Origin of the sequence: Wolbachia endosymbiont (group A) of Machimus atricapillus (assembly GCF_964027095.1) — a bacterium.
Taxonomy (GTDB): Bacteria; Pseudomonadota; Alphaproteobacteria; order Rickettsiales; family Anaplasmataceae; genus Wolbachia.
This window is the reverse complement of the sequence record NZ_OZ034727.1, coordinates 1,224,789-1,241,385: the sequence shown is the minus strand read 5'-3', so window position 1 is coordinate 1,241,385 and position 16,597 is coordinate 1,224,789. Positions and strand designations below refer to the sequence as shown.

15 protein-coding genes, 1 other RNA gene and 2 pseudogenes are annotated in these 16,597 nt (G+C 35.7%); 7 read left to right on the top strand and 11 right to left on the bottom strand.

Annotated elements, in window-relative coordinates:
• Positions 1–53: 53 nt before the first annotated feature.
• Positions 54–824, top strand: coding sequence for a response regulator transcription factor (locus AAGD68_RS06030; RefSeq protein WP_096616586.1), 771 nt, complete (start codon positions 54–56; stop codon positions 822–824).
• Positions 825–872: 48 nt separating this feature from the next.
• Here the strand turns inward: AAGD68_RS06030 and rnpB are convergent.
• From rnpB to AAGD68_RS06015, 3 genes are all read right to left on the bottom strand, one after another.
• An RNA gene (gene rnpB / locus AAGD68_RS06025) (RNase P RNA component class A) lies at positions 873–1,221 on the bottom strand.
• Positions 1,222–1,378: 157 nt separating this feature from the next.
• Entirely contained in the window at positions 1,379–3,649 is a 2,271-nt protein-coding gene (locus AAGD68_RS06020; RefSeq protein WP_341814192.1) for a hypothetical protein, read from the bottom strand.
• Between the two features lie 261 nt (positions 3,650–3,910).
• Positions 3,911–4,360 carry a hypothetical protein gene (locus AAGD68_RS06015; RefSeq protein ID WP_265016635.1) on the bottom strand — a complete coding sequence of 150 codons (450 nt, stop codon included), beginning with the start codon at positions 4,358–4,360 and terminating at the stop codon, positions 3,911–3,913.
• A 342-nt stretch (positions 4,361–4,702) separates the two neighbouring features.
• Between AAGD68_RS06015 and nuoE the strand changes: the two genes are divergently transcribed.
• The 4 genes from nuoE to AAGD68_RS05995 all read left to right on the top strand — a co-directional run bounded on the left by nuoE (position 4,703) and on the right by AAGD68_RS05995 (position 8,404).
• Entirely contained in the window at positions 4,703–5,203 is a 501-nt protein-coding gene (nuoE, locus tag AAGD68_RS06010) for an NADH-quinone oxidoreductase subunit NuoE (protein ID WP_341814191.1), read from the top strand.
• On the top strand, positions 5,204–6,415 hold the full coding sequence (tgt, locus tag AAGD68_RS06005) for a tRNA guanosine(34) transglycosylase Tgt (RefSeq protein WP_265045138.1): 1,212 nt from the start codon (positions 5,204–5,206) through the stop codon (positions 6,413–6,415).
• Positions 6,416–6,558: 143 nt separating this feature from the next.
• Positions 6,559–6,873 carry a hypothetical protein gene (locus tag AAGD68_RS06000; protein WP_341814190.1) on the top strand — a complete coding sequence of 105 codons (315 nt, stop codon included), beginning with the start codon at positions 6,559–6,561 and terminating at the stop codon, positions 6,871–6,873.
• A 124-nt stretch (positions 6,874–6,997) separates the two neighbouring features.
• Positions 6,998–8,404: a hypothetical protein gene (locus AAGD68_RS05995; RefSeq protein ID WP_341814189.1), complete on the top strand. Its 1,407-nt coding sequence runs from the start codon at positions 6,998–7,000 to the stop codon at positions 8,402–8,404.
• Between the two features lie 44 nt (positions 8,405–8,448).
• Here the strand turns inward: AAGD68_RS05995 and AAGD68_RS05990 are convergent.
• From AAGD68_RS05990 to icd, 6 genes and pseudogenes are all read right to left on the bottom strand, one after another.
• Positions 8,449–9,679 (bottom strand): annotated as a pseudogene (locus AAGD68_RS05990) (IS256-like element ISWpi15 family transposase).
• A 57-nt stretch (positions 9,680–9,736) separates the two neighbouring features.
• The gene (locus tag AAGD68_RS05985; protein WP_264687987.1) at positions 9,737–9,862 is read right to left on the bottom strand and encodes a hypothetical protein; all 126 of its coding nucleotides are present in this window, start codon (positions 9,860–9,862) and stop codon (positions 9,737–9,739) included.
• A 54-nt stretch (positions 9,863–9,916) separates the two neighbouring features.
• A pseudogene (locus tag AAGD68_RS05980) lies at positions 9,917–10,201 on the bottom strand (IS630 transposase-related protein); the annotation flags it as partial.
• Between the two features lie 52 nt (positions 10,202–10,253).
• Positions 10,254–10,355 (bottom strand): IS630 transposase-related protein, encoded by a 102-nt coding sequence (locus AAGD68_RS05975; RefSeq protein ID WP_253309320.1) that lies wholly within the window; start codon positions 10,353–10,355, stop codon positions 10,254–10,256.
• 152 nt (positions 10,356–10,507) lie between these two features.
• Positions 10,508–11,146 (bottom strand): endonuclease III, encoded by a 639-nt coding sequence (nth, locus tag AAGD68_RS05970; RefSeq protein WP_253309321.1) that lies wholly within the window; start codon positions 11,144–11,146, stop codon positions 10,508–10,510.
• A gap of 27 nt (positions 11,147–11,173) precedes the next feature.
• Positions 11,174–12,592, bottom strand: coding sequence for an isocitrate dehydrogenase (icd, locus tag AAGD68_RS05965; protein ID WP_253309322.1), 1,419 nt, complete (start codon positions 12,590–12,592; stop codon positions 11,174–11,176).
• Between the two features lie 143 nt (positions 12,593–12,735).
• On the opposite strand from icd, the gene AAGD68_RS05960 reads away from it, so the two are divergent.
• The gene (locus AAGD68_RS05960; protein WP_264687985.1) at positions 12,736–13,215 is read left to right on the top strand and encodes an RDD family protein; all 480 of its coding nucleotides are present in this window, start codon (positions 12,736–12,738) and stop codon (positions 13,213–13,215) included.
• Positions 13,216–13,237: 22 nt separating this feature from the next.
• A complete protein-coding gene (locus tag AAGD68_RS05955; protein ID WP_253309324.1) occupies positions 13,238–13,714 on the top strand; it encodes an RDD family protein in 477 nt (158 codons plus the stop codon).
• An 841-nt stretch (positions 13,715–14,555) separates the two neighbouring features.
• Here AAGD68_RS05955 and sucD read toward each other — a convergent pair.
• Entirely contained in the window at positions 14,556–15,428 is an 873-nt protein-coding gene (gene sucD, locus AAGD68_RS05950) for a succinate--CoA ligase subunit alpha (protein ID WP_253309325.1), read from the bottom strand.
• A 3-nt stretch (positions 15,429–15,431) separates the two neighbouring features.
• Complete coding sequence (sucC, locus tag AAGD68_RS05945; protein ID WP_265045136.1) at positions 15,432–16,583, bottom strand: ADP-forming succinate--CoA ligase subunit beta; 1,152 nt, start codon at positions 16,581–16,583, stop codon at positions 15,432–15,434.
• Positions 16,584–16,597 lie beyond the last annotated feature (14 nt).

The following is a 16,597-nucleotide window of genomic DNA, read 5'->3' as shown; positions in this document are numbered from 1 at the left end:
TTCCTTAGTTATATATATTACTAAAATTATAAATTATTTATGGGGTGTAAAATATGCGTATATTATTAATCGAAGATGATCAAGTAAGTGCAAAGACTGTGGTTAATGCCTTAACTTCTGATGGACACTTCTGTGACGTTGTTACTTCTGCACAAGATTATAACAATAATATGGTTTCCTCAAACGGAGATTACTATGACCTAGTTATTTTAGATATACACTTGCCTGGTGATATTGACGGATATGATATATTGTTAAGACTAAGAAGTGCAAAAATCAAAGTTCCTGTCTTAATACTTTCATGTATATCCGCTGTCAATCACAAAGCTAAAGGGCTTGGGTATGGTGCAGATGATTACTTAACCAAGCCATTTCATAAAAGCGAGTTATTAGCTCGAATTAAGGCCATAGTGCGTCGTACTAAAGGCCATCCTGAATCGGTGATAAAGATTGGTAATATAAATATCAATTTTGATCACAGGATTGTTGAGGTGAAAGGTAAAACGGTTCACCTTACTAATAAAGAGTATTCTATGATAGAATTGCTAGCACTGCGTAAAGGAACAGTACTAACAAAAGAAATGTTCTTAAATCATCTTTACAATGGCTTGGATGAACCTTCAGATAACAAGATAGTTGATGTTTTTATGTGCAAATTACGTAAGAAACTTGAAAGTGCAAATGATGGAAAAAGCCACATAGAAACCGTTTGGGGCAGAGGGTATGTTCTGAAAGAGTATATTGATGATGAAGAATATTCTAATGTTAATGTAGGCGAAAGTAGTGATGGCTATCAAGCAGAACAAGTGAAGGACAACGCATGAAATGCCTACACTTAAATATAGCATGGCTTATATCGCACGTATCATGTGACGCCTAGGTGAAATATAAGCCGAGTTCTGTTTATGTAGCTATTTATCTGGAGTAAATGTTACCATTTACCTCATGCGATTTACCCGAGTAGATATGAGAAAAACATAAAATCTACTTCTATTTAATCTTGCTCCTAGTGTTGGTTACTCGACTACCAATGTTGCCATTGCCATGGTGTGCTCTTACCACACCTTTTCACCCTTACCTAAAATATTTTAGGCGGTAATTTTCTGTAGCCCTATAACTGGAGTTACCTCCGGCGGGCGTTACCCGTCACTATTTTTCCTTGGAGCCCGGACTTTCCTCTGCTATGTTTATCACACAACAGCAGCTACTTATTTCACCCAGGAATTATACTTTAACATGAAAATCACAAAAGCAAAAGACAATTTCCTAACAGTCTACATATTAAAAACATTCAGACAAATAGCTAAAGGTGATATTCCGGCACATCATCGCTATCCCAAGATAAGCTTTTTTCACTTTTAGACTCCGCTTCAGTCAGTCAAGAGCTTGGTCCACCGCCTGAAGACGATGAGCTACTTCTTGACCTACTACTACTTTCTACCGATATACTGTCTAGCATTGTTTCAGATTGATACGTAGTTTGTATAGATATGTTATTATCACTGCTTGTTCTGCTATGGGTGAAAAAAATTTCTTCATTGCTGCTATTTGAATGCGATTCCAAATCAGCTAATTCTAACACATGAGCAGCATTATAATAACCGTGATATTTCTTAATACATTTATATGCTATAAATCCTATAATTCCAGCAATACCTATTGTTCCAATCAAAGATCCTCCTATCATTCCTGCCCTATTAGACCCTATAGCAAGTTGAGTAGGCTGTGGTGAAGAAGTAGGTTGAGGAAGTAAAGTCGTGGTAAATATAGGAGTTGTTGACTCTTTTGTTCTAGTACTTGGTATACTAAATACTGTTTGTATAGTTTTCTCTGAGTTTATTATTGGCACACTAGTTGACGTTGTAGCAACCGTGGTCACTTGTGAAGTAGTAGTTGTTTTTGCTACTGTTGTTGGCTTCACTGTTACTGTACTTGTTTGAGTCGTTGACTCCGTTGAAGGTTTATTCATTGTAGAAGTAGGTGTAACGGCTTCTGTTGTTGGCTCCATTGTTACTGTACTTGTTCGAGTCGTTGAAGGTTTACTCATTGTAGAAGTAGGTGTAACGGCTTCTGTTGTTGGCTCCATTGTTACTGTACTTGTTCGAGTCGTTGAAGGTTTACTCATTGTAGAAGTAGGTGTAACGGCTTCTGTTGTTGGCTCCACTGTTACTGTACTTGTTTGAGTCGTTGACTCCGTTGAAGGTTTATTCATTGTAGAAGTAGGTGCAACGGCTTCTGTTGTTGGCTCCACTGTTACTGTACTTGTTTGAGTCGTTGACTCCGTTGAAGGTTTATTCATTGTAGAAGTAGGTGCAACGGTAGTTGATGCTTCTGTTGTTAATTTGGTAATCTTTACAGTGTCGGTTTCTGTTGTGCTAGTAATTGCAGCAGTCAGCGTTTTCTTAGAAGTCACAACCGTTTCTGTAATAGTTACAGGAGCCACGGTACTACTAGAAATGATATCAGGTGTCAATCGACCGTTAATGATATCAACAAAATCACTGAGAGTTTTGATACTACTTGCCGGTATTATTGTTACCTTAGAAGGTTTTTCAAATCTTTGATGATTGAAAATTGCGATGTTTTCTTCACTTATTGCAGTTACAATAAAACTGTCTTGACCATTGTCTTTAACGTACAATTGCTCTATAGAATCTGCAAATTCGCAAATAGTAAAGTTCGATTTTGATCCATTCTTAACAAGACTTGTTAAATGTAACGTTTGTTTATCAGACAACCGGTCTTCTGCAAGAAAGGCAACTAGATCATTGCCTTCAGTTCGTTTCACATACTGTAAAAAGCTTATTTCATATTCTCTGGAAAGAGATAGTGCTTTATTATCTATCTGACATCTCTTACTAAGCAAACATTCATCTTTCTTGCCACTTTTTAGATCCTTAACCACTTTAGCCATATCGAACTTAAAAATATTTGTTCTTACTTCTTGATTTTCAATACTATTTTTTCTCACTTGCGAATAAAGTATCGTATTTTCATCTAGTACTAATTGCCCTGGATTATCAAATTTGAATAATTTTCTTTCTATAAGACCGTTTTTTTCACGCAAAACCTTAAATTTTCCATTTGTGTCTGATTGTAAATACCAAGAAACTAAAGTTTGATCCTTTAAGTTATGAGCAATTACAATAACATTACCATTACCAACTTTTACTGCTTTTGGTTGAAAGTAGCTATTGTCTTCATTTGCAAGACTATCTCTATTAATGTTCTTGTATAATTTTACTTTTCCTACGTATTCAACTAAGGGAACATTAATTGAATGCTTGATTTCGTAAGTGTTGAATGTTAAGCCTTTGATGCATTTTTCTTTTTTGTTAATTTCTTCTGTAGGAAAGATAACTCCAACTTTATCTGTTTCAGCTGAATCTTCTATTAATGTGAGAGACAATTGATCTTTGAATTCATTTACTACGCTGACATTTGTACCCCATTCGTATGTTTTTGATTGATATAATGGACTAATAAGTAATTTTACTTTACTGCTCCCATTACCATTATCTTGATAGCTAAGTCCATAAGCGACTCCATCTCCTTCAATCAACCCTACGTTTGCTGGGTTAAAACCTACCGCTTCTTTAACTTCCGGTGTATTTGAGTTGATCCCGAGCAATCTTCCTAATATAGACATAATTTTATTTAAAATATTAATAAAATGCTATTATGATTACTCCTGTGTGTTAATGTCAATGAAAATTTTAACTAAAATTAAAAAATTAACGTCTTTATTTTATACTAAAAAGTAAGTATAGGCTCGAAAATGGCTAAGAAGTTTTATAGATGAAAGGAAGGTAGAGTTCTCAAAACCCTATAATCTATATTTAAAGGTAAATTTTTATTCGTTATGTCTTATGCAGATTCCGCTAACAAGTAGCGGAATCTTAAGTTTTGGCTAAATTTCTTTTTTACTCCCTAATAGGGCTTCTGCCTTTAGCTCATCTATAATTGTTTGAACCTCAGGAAGCTCCTTATGTTTTTCGTGATCTGATACATATTCTCCCTTTTTGTTGGAGGCTTTATATTCATGTTCTTGATAAAGTGAGTATAGAAATCCAACTCCAAAGATAACAATTGCTGCAAGTGCCATGTATTCAAGTGGTTTTTGCACTTTTTCTCTTAGATCGAAATATCGAGATAGCAGAATGAGAGCACAAGATCCTATTACTACTGCACCAGAACCAATTTTGTTGTACATGAAATACTTTTCATTGTAACTTTGTTCGTAATTTCTGTAAATAGTTGTGGCATGCTTTTGAAGATTTTCTTTATCTAGTGATGTGAGAAAATTTTTAAATTTCTCTTCACCAGTTTCTTTTATCCATAAATTTAATTGTTTACTCATAGTTTAACCTCATATTAATAAATATAGTTTATCATACACAACATTTATAATAAATGTCAAGGATAGTGTATTTATAAATAATATACTATAATTTCTTAAGCATTTTTTTAAAGTAGTTAGCTGTAGCTAAAATAATTGAGATTTACTAAAACAAACTTATGAAACAATTGAAGTTAGCGCATGATCAGATTTTTTAACTGGATCCTATGGCCAAGCCAAAAGAATTTACAAGTTGGGCAGTATGGGTAGTATGATACTGCAAAATGCTATTTCTCAAAAAACCAACAATTGCAATCATTGGTTCTACAGGTATAATCTGTAAAGTTTACACGAGTCTCATGAATGATAGAAAAAAAAGAGCAGTTTAGTTTTACATCAGAAAACCTTAAGAAAGCGGAAAAGTTTATAGAGATGTATCCCAAAGGTAGAGAAGGTAGTGCTGTCATGCCTTTACTATACCTGGTTCAAGAGCAATGCGGATGGGTTTCTGAATCTGCTATGCGTTATGTTGCTGATATGCTGCATATTCCACATATTCGTGTATATGAAGTGGCAAATTTTTACACCATGTATAATTTAAAACCAGTAGGCAAATATCTAATACAAATTTGTAGAACAACTCCTTGCTGGTTGTGCAATAGTGAAGAAGTTTTAAATACCTTTAAAAAAAAACTTGGAATCAATATCGGTGAGACTACTAAAGATAATTTGTTCACTTTAAAAGAAGTTGAATGCCTAGGTGTATGCGTTAATGCTCCCGTTGTGCAGATCAATAATGACTTCTATGAAAATCTTACTCCTGAGAAAGTAGAAAACATCATAACAGAACTTTCAGGCAAATAGATGAAAGAAGAATTTGCATTCAAGATAATCAAGCAATCAGGTTCTGCAAAAGTTGGAACAATTAAAACTCCAAATGGAAGCGTAGAAACACCAGCTTTTATATTCTGTGCAACAAAAGCTGCAATTAAAGCTGCAGATATCGAGAGAATTAGTGAAGCAGGTACTCAGATAATACTTTCCAACACCTATCACCTAATGCTCCAACCAGGGGAAGATACCGTAGCAAAACTTGGTGGTTTGCACAAGATGATGGGATGGAGTGGACCAATGCTCACTGATTCTGGTGGATACCAGATATTTAGCTTAGGGCACGGATCAGTTTCGGAAGAGATAAAAGGAATAAGAAAAAAACAAAAAACTCTGATCAAAATTAATGAGGATGGGGCAATTTTTCGTTCTTACATTAATGGTAAAACTTATTGCTTGACTCCTGAAAAGTCTATACAAATTCAACAGAAACTAGGTGCAGATTTAGTCTTAGATGAATGTACTCCATTTCACATAAGCAAAGAATACACAGCAAAATCAATGCTCATGAGCCACAAATGGGCTGAACGTTCTTTAAATGAATTTGAAAAAAACAATAATGGCAAGCAGGCACTGTATGGAATTAGTCAAGGCGGAGTATATCAAGATTTACGTAGAGAAAGTTGTAGTTTTATTAACGATTTGCCATTTTTTGGTCAAGCAATAGGTGGATCACTTGGTCAAAGTAAAGAGCAGATGTACGATGTAGTTTCTTTCACTATGGACCATCTGAAAAAAGATAGGCCTACTCATTTGCTTGGTATTGGTGGAATTGTGGACATCTTTCGCGGAGTTAGTCTTGGAATTGATACGTTTGATTGCGTGCATCCAACCCGTTTAGCAAGGCATGGTGGTGCGCTTATTAAAGTAAAAAATAGAGATTCTATTTCTTCAAAGTGCAAAGAGCATATTAATTTGCGAAATCAACAATTCGAGCTGGACAATAACCCAATTGAAAGTGACTGCTTATGTTTTACCTGCAGAAAGCATTCAAGAGCTTATATACACCATTTACTGAAAGCTAAAGAGCTCCTGGCTTACACACTCGTTACCATTCATAACGTTTTCTTCATGAATAAGTTAATGGCATCTATAAGGCAGGCAATATTGGATGATAGGCTAGATCAAGAGAAAAATAATTGGATTAGTGAAATACCATTGCACTTTGATTTGGCCTCTCTTTAAGTCTTTTCTTTATGCCGTTGATTTTTACTTCTTGTTATATTTACTTTATTTATCACACTATTAATTAGAAAGGTTATAATAAATAATTAATCTATTAATGTTAGTCTCTACCCATATGATTTGTAAGGATTAGAGGTGAAGATATGGCTAAAGGAAATAATACCCTATTAATATTTGATTTTGATAACACTATTACTAATGGACACATGCATAATATTTTCTCCGGTAAACACTCCGGGTTCAAAAAAAGTGATTTCAATTCTGGTGCAGAATATGCAGTGAACGATACTGATATAGGAAATTTTCTAAAGAATACAGGCGGAGTAAAAAATAAGGAGACATTAAAATCTGTGTTGCAATCTGCACTTTCAAATGGAGTGAAAGTTAATATCGCATCGTATACAGGATATTCAGACGCTGTGAGAAGGGTTGTAGAGAATCATTTGGGGTTTATCTAAAGAACAAGCAGGCGGTATTTCTGTATTTGGTGGGTTTCCAGGAGATTATGATAATGAGCTTCCAAAAGGTCTCAAAGAACAAAAAAATCAAGTTGGAAAAAATTTACACATCTGTAAGGCAATTGTGGAGTATAAGGATAAACATGGTGAGTTGCCAAAAACTGTCATGCTAGTTGATGATGATGTAAAAAATATTCAAAAGATTAATGAGTTTGTTGCATCAATGAGTAAAAGAGAGGAATGGCTTGAAAAAAATGGGCTGAGTATTGAAGAGATACAAAAAATCAAATTTGAAGGTGTGCGAGTACCTAAAGAGGATAAAAATGTTGGTTATCTAGGAAAGGTACAAAAGTTTATCAATACCAGTTTGATACAAGAACCAAATTATGAAAACTCAAGGGAACAAGAATCGCTATATGCTAAGATTAATAAAAGCACTGTTTCCTTAGAGAAAGAAATGGAGACAATTAAGTCTGTTCTTATTAACAATGGTTATAAATTAAGGAAAGAAGTACATAGTGTTCAAGACTTGTTTAAAGAGGAGGCGATAAGGGCACTCAAAGAGCAAGGCTATGGTGTGAGCAATAAGGACAGAAAAGAAATTGTTGTCAAAGGGAGTAAGCAAATAGATATTCAAAAGGTTCAGGAGATAATAAAAGATGCTTCGGATCGAGTAATAGAGGGATTTAAGGCATCAAAAATAGTGCCAGAGGAAAGTATATACCAAAATTTTGAAGATATTAAGAGTGCATTAAAAGTGCAAGCAAAGCCTATACATAAGAGTGCATCACCATCACTTCCTCAAAAAAGGAAATCAAGTGATGGTATGGTTACTGATGGTGAGAATAAAAAACAAGTATACACTGAGACTATCTCCTTAGCACAGGAATTTAAAGCAATCAAAGCTTTTTTTAAAGATTGTATTCAAGAGGTAATAAATGCTATTTGCAATTTATTTAGAAGAGAAGTGGCAACAAAAATTGAAGGGCAGGGCTATAATGTAAGTAGTAAGCAAGGAAGTAGTGAAATTACTGTCAAAGGAAGTAAGCCAATAGATGCTTCAAGAATAAACAAAGATATTATTGTCGAGTCCTTAGCTCAAATAATCGAGAAAAAAGAGAAAATCAAAGATCTTAACAATAATTATAAAGGTGATCAGCTAGGGCGAGAGATATCGAAATTATTGAACGCTGGTTTGCAAAAGGAAAATATAAACTCAAACTATAATGATGGAGAGCCTATATTCCAGACTCGTGAAGAGGCATCGAATTATCCTCCGCAAAAGAAAGACATAAACTCAAACTCTGTGAGAGGAAACTATAATGATGGAGAACCTACACATCAAACCGTTCAAGAAGCATGGAACTATCATCAGCAAAAGAAAAATAAAAACTTGAATCCTGCAAGCAGCACTACACCTCAAGGTCAAGCATCATCATCTCCTCCTAGAAGCAATATAAAAGAAGCGTGTAGTTCACAGCACATTGCTTCAATTGTAAAGCAGCCAAATCAATATAACAGAATACACTAAGCTTTAAGCAGGGAGTGTTAAATAAACTGTGTCAAACCGCATTTTTAGTTCAACTCAATTTTCAATCTGCCAGGAAAGAAAACATCAAGTTGAGAGATAGTTAATGCCCAATCATGTACAGGCATCGTCCACTTTTCCTCTGCCTTCTTTATAGCACAATATACCTGCTTATACAAGGCATTTATGCTGGTAAATGAGCCTTTGGTCTTAGTGAATTTCCTAATTTGCCTATGTAGCCCCTCTATGGGATTGGTGGTGTAGATTATCCTCCTAACTGGACCAGAATACTTAAAATAACCAGACAAGTTTTCCCAATTATTCTGCCAAGATTTTATAACCATAGGGTACTTTGTGCCCCATTTTTCATCCAATTCCAACAGATAATTCTCGGCAATTTCCTTGCTTGAAGCTTGATATACCTTCTTTAAATCGCTCAAAAAACTCTTCGCATCTTTACTGGCCACATACTTCAGTGAGTTGCGTATCTGATGCACTATACACATCTGCACTTCCGCATTAGGAAAGACACTGTTTATAGCTGCAGGAAAGCTTTTCAGCCCATCAACGCAGGCAATAAGGATATCTTCTACTCCTCTTTCTTTGAGGTCATTTAGCACTCCCAACCGGAAGTTAGCTCCTTCACTTTCAGCCAAATAAAAACCTAATACTTCTTTTTTGCCATTTTGATCTATGCCTAATATGTTATACATGCATTTACTTACGCAATGCCCGTCCTCTTTGACTTTAAAAAACCATGAAAACTATCGGATATACAGACTGCAGCGGGCGACTACGCCATTCGTTGATTACTGGTAGCAATTTGTCAGTAATACTTGATATCTCTGCCACCGATATTTTGTGATCATAAATTTCCTCAACATGTGACACTATATCTCTATAGCCCATACCACTGGCAAATGTGCTCAAAATCTTCGTTTCAAGCTCTGGATGTAAGTTTGTTTGCCTTTTTTTGACTATTTGTGGTTCGAAACTTCCTTCCCTATCTCTTGGCGTCAAAAGTTCAAATGACCCTGCGCTTGTACGTAAAGTCTTTGCATTCCTCCCATTTCTTCGATTATTCTCTTCGCTTTCAGCCGACAAGTGGTTTTCTATTTCACCTTCCAGGCTTACCTCCAGCAACTTTTTTATAAACGGTGTTAATGCTCCATCTCTTCCTGTCAACGGTCTTCCTTCTCGTATAGACGACAGGATATTTGTTTCTAATTCTTTATAATCTACCAAACCGGTAGTTCTGTTTACTACTTTCTGACTCATTGTCAAACCTCCATTTTTTTATATCAATTTATTACTTTTTTTTCGGTTTGACACAGTTTATTTAACACTCCCTGCAATTGTGGTTCGCTCTAACCATACATTAAATACATCTTTATTACACCCTCCTGTGAAGGTCATTGGTGTAATAAACTTCTTTTCAATCCATCCACCTATTATACTCACTCTTTCCCACTTTTTTCCTGGAACATCAGCATATATTTTTTCTCCTCTTGGAGCTCATGCATATTCTCGGTATAGTCTATTATCAACTCCTGCTTCATCTATATATAAAATGCTACAGTGGTCTATTTTTGAGACTTTATCGATAAATTGCTGCCTATCTTCTTGATTGCGCTCTTGATAGAATGTGACTTTTTTTAAGGTTATTTTTAGCTGTTTTAACCTATACCAAATTGCACTTATTCCAAAGCCAAGGTTTTGTTTCATTTCTGCTAGTGTGTGATCTGGGTGTTTTTTAACATAGTCTACAAGTATTTTTGGGTCTATTTTCCGAATAAAACCAGTACTTTTTACCGCTTTGAGACCTTGGCCAGTAGCTTTCTTTTTTAGCCATCTATATAGTTTCTATCTCAAAAACCTCTGCAACTTCAACCTTTGACTTTCCTTTTTCTACCAAAGACACTGCTTTTTCCCTTAAATCTACACTATATACCATCGCTTTCCCTACTTTAAAAAAACATATTATACCTTTATCATTCGCTTTTGAAAATACTATAGTTTGCTTATGAGCAACCTGGATCCCAGCGTCAGCTACTCGGATGATAAAAGGAAGGAATATCGGAGTGACAAGAAAGGGATCATAGTGTGCTAGACTTTATACCTTTTGCATTCAAACTCACACAAATCATGAATTATACACGTTTCACACGAAGGCTTTTGCGCTTTGCAAACATATCTACCATGCAAAACTAGCCAGTGATGAGCATAAAGCAGGTATTCTTTTGGAACTACATTTAAAAGAGATTGCTCTGTTTTAAACACATCTTTTTCTCTCACAAGTCCAAGTCTATTGCTTACTCTAAAAACATGAGTATCAACTGCCAATGTTGGAATACCAAGTCCTGAATTTAAGAACACATTAGCGCTCTTTCTCCCAACCCCTGGTAAAGATACCAAATCATCGAAATCAGTAGGCACTTTGCTATTGTACTGCTCAATCAATATTTTGCTGAGCCCGATTATGTTTTTTGCTTTGGAATTATATAAACCAATACTGCTTATGCATTTTTTCAGCTCATTTTGTCCAAAGCTCAGCATTTTTTCTGGCGTATCAGCGATACTAAATAGCTCCTTTGTAATTTTATTAACACTGACATCGGTTGTCCGCGCTGATAGAACTATTGCAACTAATAACGTAAAATGATTGGTATAATTTAGCTCTATTTTCGGTATAGGATTTGATTGTTGAAACTTTTCAAATATCAATTCTACTTTTTTTGAATCCATTTCATTTATCACACCTCTTTTAAAGAATTAAGAAAAGAACCCCTCTTTCCCATCATATAAATACAACTTATCCATTCTCACCACGTCAAAGCTATTTTCTTCGAGTTTGATTAGCAAGTTATTCACATCAATATTTGTAATAGTTTTCTTTTCATTATTTGCGATAAACCTACAGGTTATTTGATCGCTTGAAGATTTTGAGCTTCTTGGCCAAATTGCCAGTCCTTTTGAGTATATTGCTATCATTTGCAGATTATTTAATCCTACTATTTGATCAAAATTGCTGGATTTGTCCCAAGCAAGCGTTATATCACTACCCACTAGCTTTTTAACTTTGTAATCTTGTTCGTAATTGTCTTGTACTTTATTTATTTTACTATCTGAACCACTGCTAATTATAAGCTCAGGTAATGTTGCAGGTTTCTTTCCTAGATTATCTATAACAGCTTCTGCAAATTCTTTTGTACCAACTTTCTGTTTACTTCTTTTCTCCTTATACAAATCGGCAGTGTGTATTCCATCCTCTAAAGTCTTCAGCCATGCATCGTAGATTAGTTTTGCAGTACCCACTTGACCTATGTAAATTAGCATATGCACTGCAGCATTTAAAAGACCAGAAGGATTAGCTATGTTTTTTCCTGCAATATCAGGAGCAGAACCATGAACCGCTTCAAACATCGCATATTCATTACCTATATTGCTACTTCCAGCGAGTCCCACAGATCCAGAGGTTTGTGCCACTATGTCTGATAATATGTCGCCATATAGATTTTCAGTTACTATAACATCGAAATTCTCCGGTTCTGTGGCAACACGTGCCATTCCAATATCAACTATATAATGTTCTGCCTTTATGTCCTGGTATTCCTTTGCAATGCGATCAAACGCTGCATGGAAAGTTCCGTCAGTCATTTTCATTATGTTGTCTTTAGTCAGGCAAGTTACTTTTTTTCTGTTGTGTTTTTTCGCGTATTCAAAAGCATACCTGCATATCTTCTCTGAGCCAGATCTAGTAATAATTTTAGTGCATTGGTAAGAATCACCAGTGAGCCTATGCTCTATTCCGGTGTAAACGTCCTCTTCATTTTCGCGTATCACTACGATATCAAACTTATCGAATTTATTTTCTATAACAGGATGATATGAAACGCATGGTCTGATATTTGCATACAACCCTAGATTTTTTCTGAGTGCAACATTTAAGCTCTTGTGGCCTTTACCTTGAGGAGTTGTTGTTGGAGATTTTAATAATATTTTTGTCCTTTCAATTGATTCCCAACCACTTGGAGAAATTCCGTGAGACCATTCCTTACTATAAACACGCTCACCTATTTCAATAATATCTATTGAGATTTTTGCTTCCGCTTTGCGCAATATCGACAGCACCGCTTCCATGATTTCTGGTCCGATACCATCACCATATGCAACTGTGATTGGTGTTGACATAACTTTCCTAGTTATAAATGATTTAATATTAATTCAAATAACAGAGTGGCACAAGTAGCTAGTATTATCCAAATTAGTATATTTACGGTTATTTAATAACATATTTTTATACTAGTTATGTCACAGTAGAACATGGGCAGAGTATGGATACTAAAGTAAGTTATGCAGGGATTCTGAGGCGAGTTTCAGCATGTGCGATCGACGGTGTTTTATGGATGATAATAGCACTTGTTTCACTCCTTTTTCTAAATTACGATGTAGATGATATATCTACCCATAGGATAATCCTTATGGCAACACTGCTTATAACATATATAGTATTTAATATATTAACAATAACGAAGTACGGTTGCACTCCAGGAAGACTACTGTGCGGCGTACGTATAAAAGATGCAAATACATTTAAAAACGTTACTCTAATGCAAGCAACAATAAGATACATTTTTAGGGAAGGCATTTGGGTTATTTATAATTTTCTGTCTTATCTTCTGCCTGGCTATGTTTCTGGATGCCTTTTTATTATACTAACTTTAGTTTTAATGTTTGCAATATTTGACCAACGTAAACAGACCTTTTATGATAAAATTGCAAAAACAGTGGTAATAGACTATAAACCTAGTTGATATTTTTCTTTATAGGCAGTGTATGGATAAAAACGTAAACTACTCAAAAATGACAAGGCGTATTCTAGCATTTATAGTTGATTGTATTTTATTTATCGCAATACCATTTGCTTTAATGGCGGTAGGTTTCTCACTTACACACGTAATACAAGGGATCATGGGTGCAATAATTGTAATCACCACGATTGTATTTTCTTTATTTTTAATGATACCATGTATATTTCATATATTCATGCTAGTAAAATTTGGCGGCACTCTAGGGCACTTGTTATTTAGCATGCGTGTAAGAGACAAAGATACACTTGAGCAGATCACTCTAATACAAGCAATAAAAAGAACCATCGCTTTTTTCATAATTTACTGTATATCGCTTTATAATCCTATTTTACTTTTAGCTATACTAATCCTAGTTTTAGTATGTGCAGTAGATGATGAACATAAACAAGCTTTTCATGACAAAATTGCAAACACGGTAGTGATAGATTATAAACCTAGTTGATATTTTTCTTTAGTTGTTACCACCAAGGGTGTTATTCCAGCGCGTGACGTTAGTTAGAATCCAAAAACCATGAGAGCTACAAAAAATTACTTTACAAACTCCGCCAGCCCCCTTATCATAACACTGAAGCTATTTATTTATCTTCGCAATCTCTGCAGTGGATTAATGACAAAAAACTTAATGTATTTGGCGTAAATCATGCTTAATTTTTGCACTATGTGCACCTCATGTCTTTATAAAACTTCTAGGTTTCTACCTATATAAGCTGAAACGCGCTTATAAAGCGTTTAAGACAGTAAAAGACGTCAAATAGACAAGGGAGAATTTGAATACTAGCTACCCTAGGGTTTCTTTGCCTTTTTTTCCGCTCAGTAAATTTCTTAACGTTTATAATTTAGGTTAGTCGCATTTAAAAGCAGCTAAATTGCAGCGTTTAGAATAAAAAACGCCAATATTTTGAAGTACATATAAATAACTAGCCAACCATGGGGCTTCTTTTGCCTTTTTTTTGTTTGGTAAATTTCTTAATATTTATGACTAAAGTAATTTAGGCCTACCGACAACCGTCATCCCTGTAAAGGTCAAGTATCCCGCTACGTGTTAGCGGATGAGATACCGCGAATGAATCGCGGTATGACGTAGAGTCAGCGTTAGCTATACTTTTATACTCACCAAATCAGTTTGCTTGCTTACAAGCAAACTTTCCTGGATCCAAGTAGTCAAGCTACTCGGATGACACCATTATAGAGTGAACCAGTGTCAGCTACTTGAGTGACACCCTTTCTAGCAGAAACTGCTCCTCAAATCACAACGTTCTTACAGCTGCGTTTTAGATTAGGCACTAATGCATTACTTCCAATACCTTCTTACCAATCACTGCAGGGGTTTCAGCAATTGCAATCCCGGCGCTCCGCATAACTTCTAGTTTTGCACCAGCACTTCCACCACTGGAAGAGATGATTGCTCCAGCGTGTCCCATACGTCTTCCTGGAGGTGCTGTTTGACCTGCTACAAAACCAACGATTGGCTTTTTAGTTTTTTCTGTTTTCACAAAATGTGATACATCTTCTTCTTCGTTTCCACCTATTTCACCAATAACTACAATACCATGAGTATCGTCATCTTTTAAAAAGAGCTCCATACAGTCGACAAATGTCATACCATGAACTGGATCCCCCCCAATTCCGATACACGTGGATTGACCAAGACCAACAGCGGTCGTTTGTGCTACTGCCTCGTAAGTTAAAGTTCCAGAACGAGACATAATCCCTATATGTCCACGCTTATGGATATGGCCAGGCATAATCCCTATTTTGCACTCTTCGGGCGTAATAATTCCCGGGCAGTTAGGACCAATCAATCGACTTTTTGAACGAGCAAGAGCATGCTTCACCTTTACCATGTCAAGTATAGGAATGCCCTCTGTAATGCAAACTATTAGCTCTATCTCTGCATCTATTGCTTCAAGTATTGCATTAGCTGCAAACTTAGCAGGTACATATATTACCGTGGCATTCGCATCAGTTTTTTCTTTGGCTTCTGCTACAGTATTAAAAACTGGTAAGTTAAGGTGAGTGCTACCACCCTTGCCAGGAGTTACACCACCAACCATTTTTGTTCCGTAGCTAACTGCTTGCTCTGAATGAAATGTACCTTGCGCACCAGTAAAACCCTGGCATATTAACCTTGTATCTTTGTTTACTAAAACGGACATACTCTATTTCACCTCTTGTACTATTTTCTGCGCAGCATCGCCCAGTTCATCTGCAGCAATAATATTTAATCCTGACTCTTCTAAAATTCTTTTTCCTTCTTCGAAATTAGTGCCTGATAATCTAACCACTAGAGGAACTTTAATGCTCATTTCTTTTACAGCCGCAACAATTCCACTTGCGATAATATCGCAACGCATTATACCACCAAATATGTTAACCAAAATTCCTCTTACGTTGCTATCAGACAATATGATTTTAAATGCTTCAGTTACAGTTTCTTTACTCGCTCCACCACCAACATCCAAAAAGTTAGCAGGCTCTGCTCCGTAGTATTTTATTATATCCATTGTTGCCATAGCAAGACCTGCACCATTTACCATGCAACCAATACTGCCATCCATTTTGATGTAACTGAGCCCATACTTTGAAGCCTCTATCTCTTCTTTCACTTCTTCATCATAATCACGAAGTTCCATAATTTCTGGGTGACGATATAAAGCATTGTCATCAAAATTAATTTTCGCATCGAGCGCAATAAAATCTCCAGAACTTGTTTCAACCAGTGGATTAATTTCAATTTGGCTCGCATCAGTTGCAATAAACGCATCATATATATTTTTTGCAACATTTATTATTTTTTCTATTTGTTCTGAACTCAAATTAAAACTGCTGCTTAACTTGCTGCTATCAAAACTTGTAGCAAGATCAATATCAAATTTCACAATTTTTGCGGGAGAATTTTTCGCCACTTCTTCGATGTCCATTCCACCTTCTGAGGAAAATATGAATATTGGCCTACTGAGCTTCGGGTCAATTACCAGGCTTAAGTAATACTCTTTCTTAATGCTTGAGCCTTCTTCAATATATACTCTTCTTACTTGCTGCCCGCTTGGCCCTGTTTGATGAGTAACTAAAGTCATACCAATCATGTCTTTTACAAACTGTTGAGCTTCTTCAGCTGACTTTGCTAGCTTTACGCCACCGGCTTTACCCCTACCACCTGCATGAATTTGAGCTTTAACCACAAACACGTCAGATTTTAATTGACTTACTTGAGTCTTTACTCCTTCTGCAGATATAGTGACAAAACCTTTTGGCACCGAGACATTAAATTTATGCAAAATCTCTTTTGCTTGATATTCGTGAATATTCATAAAACAACCAATGA

Coding starts and splice junctions, on each gene's coding strand:
- sucD (WP_253309325.1), bottom strand. CDS start 15,428: ATGTCCGTTTTAGTAAACAAAGATACAAGGTTAATATGCCAGGGTTTT.
- nuoE (WP_341814191.1), top strand. CDS start 4,703: ATGATAGAAAAAAAAGAGCAGTTTAGTTTTACATCAGAAAACCTTAAG.
- tgt (WP_265045138.1), top strand. CDS start 5,204: ATGAAAGAAGAATTTGCATTCAAGATAATCAAGCAATCAGGTTCTGCA.
- AAGD68_RS05960 (WP_264687985.1), top strand. CDS start 12,736: ATGGATACTAAAGTAAGTTATGCAGGGATTCTGAGGCGAGTTTCAGCA.
- AAGD68_RS06015 (WP_265016635.1), bottom strand. CDS start 4,360: ATGAGTAAACAATTAAATTTATGGATAAAAGAAACTGGTGAAGAGAAA.
- AAGD68_RS05955 (WP_253309324.1), top strand. CDS start 13,238: ATGGATAAAAACGTAAACTACTCAAAAATGACAAGGCGTATTCTAGCA.
- AAGD68_RS06030 (WP_096616586.1), top strand. CDS start 54: ATGCGTATATTATTAATCGAAGATGATCAAGTAAGTGCAAAGACTGTG.
- AAGD68_RS06000 (WP_341814190.1), top strand. CDS start 6,559: ATGGCTAAAGGAAATAATACCCTATTAATATTTGATTTTGATAACACT.
- sucC (WP_265045136.1), bottom strand. CDS start 16,583: ATGAATATTCACGAATATCAAGCAAAAGAGATTTTGCATAAATTTAAT.
- AAGD68_RS06020 (WP_341814192.1), bottom strand. CDS start 3,649: ATGTCTATATTAGGAAGATTGCTCGGGATCAACTCAAATACACCGGAA.
- AAGD68_RS05975 (WP_253309320.1), bottom strand. CDS start 10,355: ATGGTATATAGTGTAGATTTAAGGGAAAAAGCAGTGTCTTTGGTAGAA.
- icd (WP_253309322.1), bottom strand. CDS start 12,592: ATGTCAACACCAATCACAGTTGCATATGGTGATGGTATCGGACCAGAA.
- nth (WP_253309321.1), bottom strand. CDS start 11,146: ATGGATTCAAAAAAAGTAGAATTGATATTTGAAAAGTTTCAACAATCA.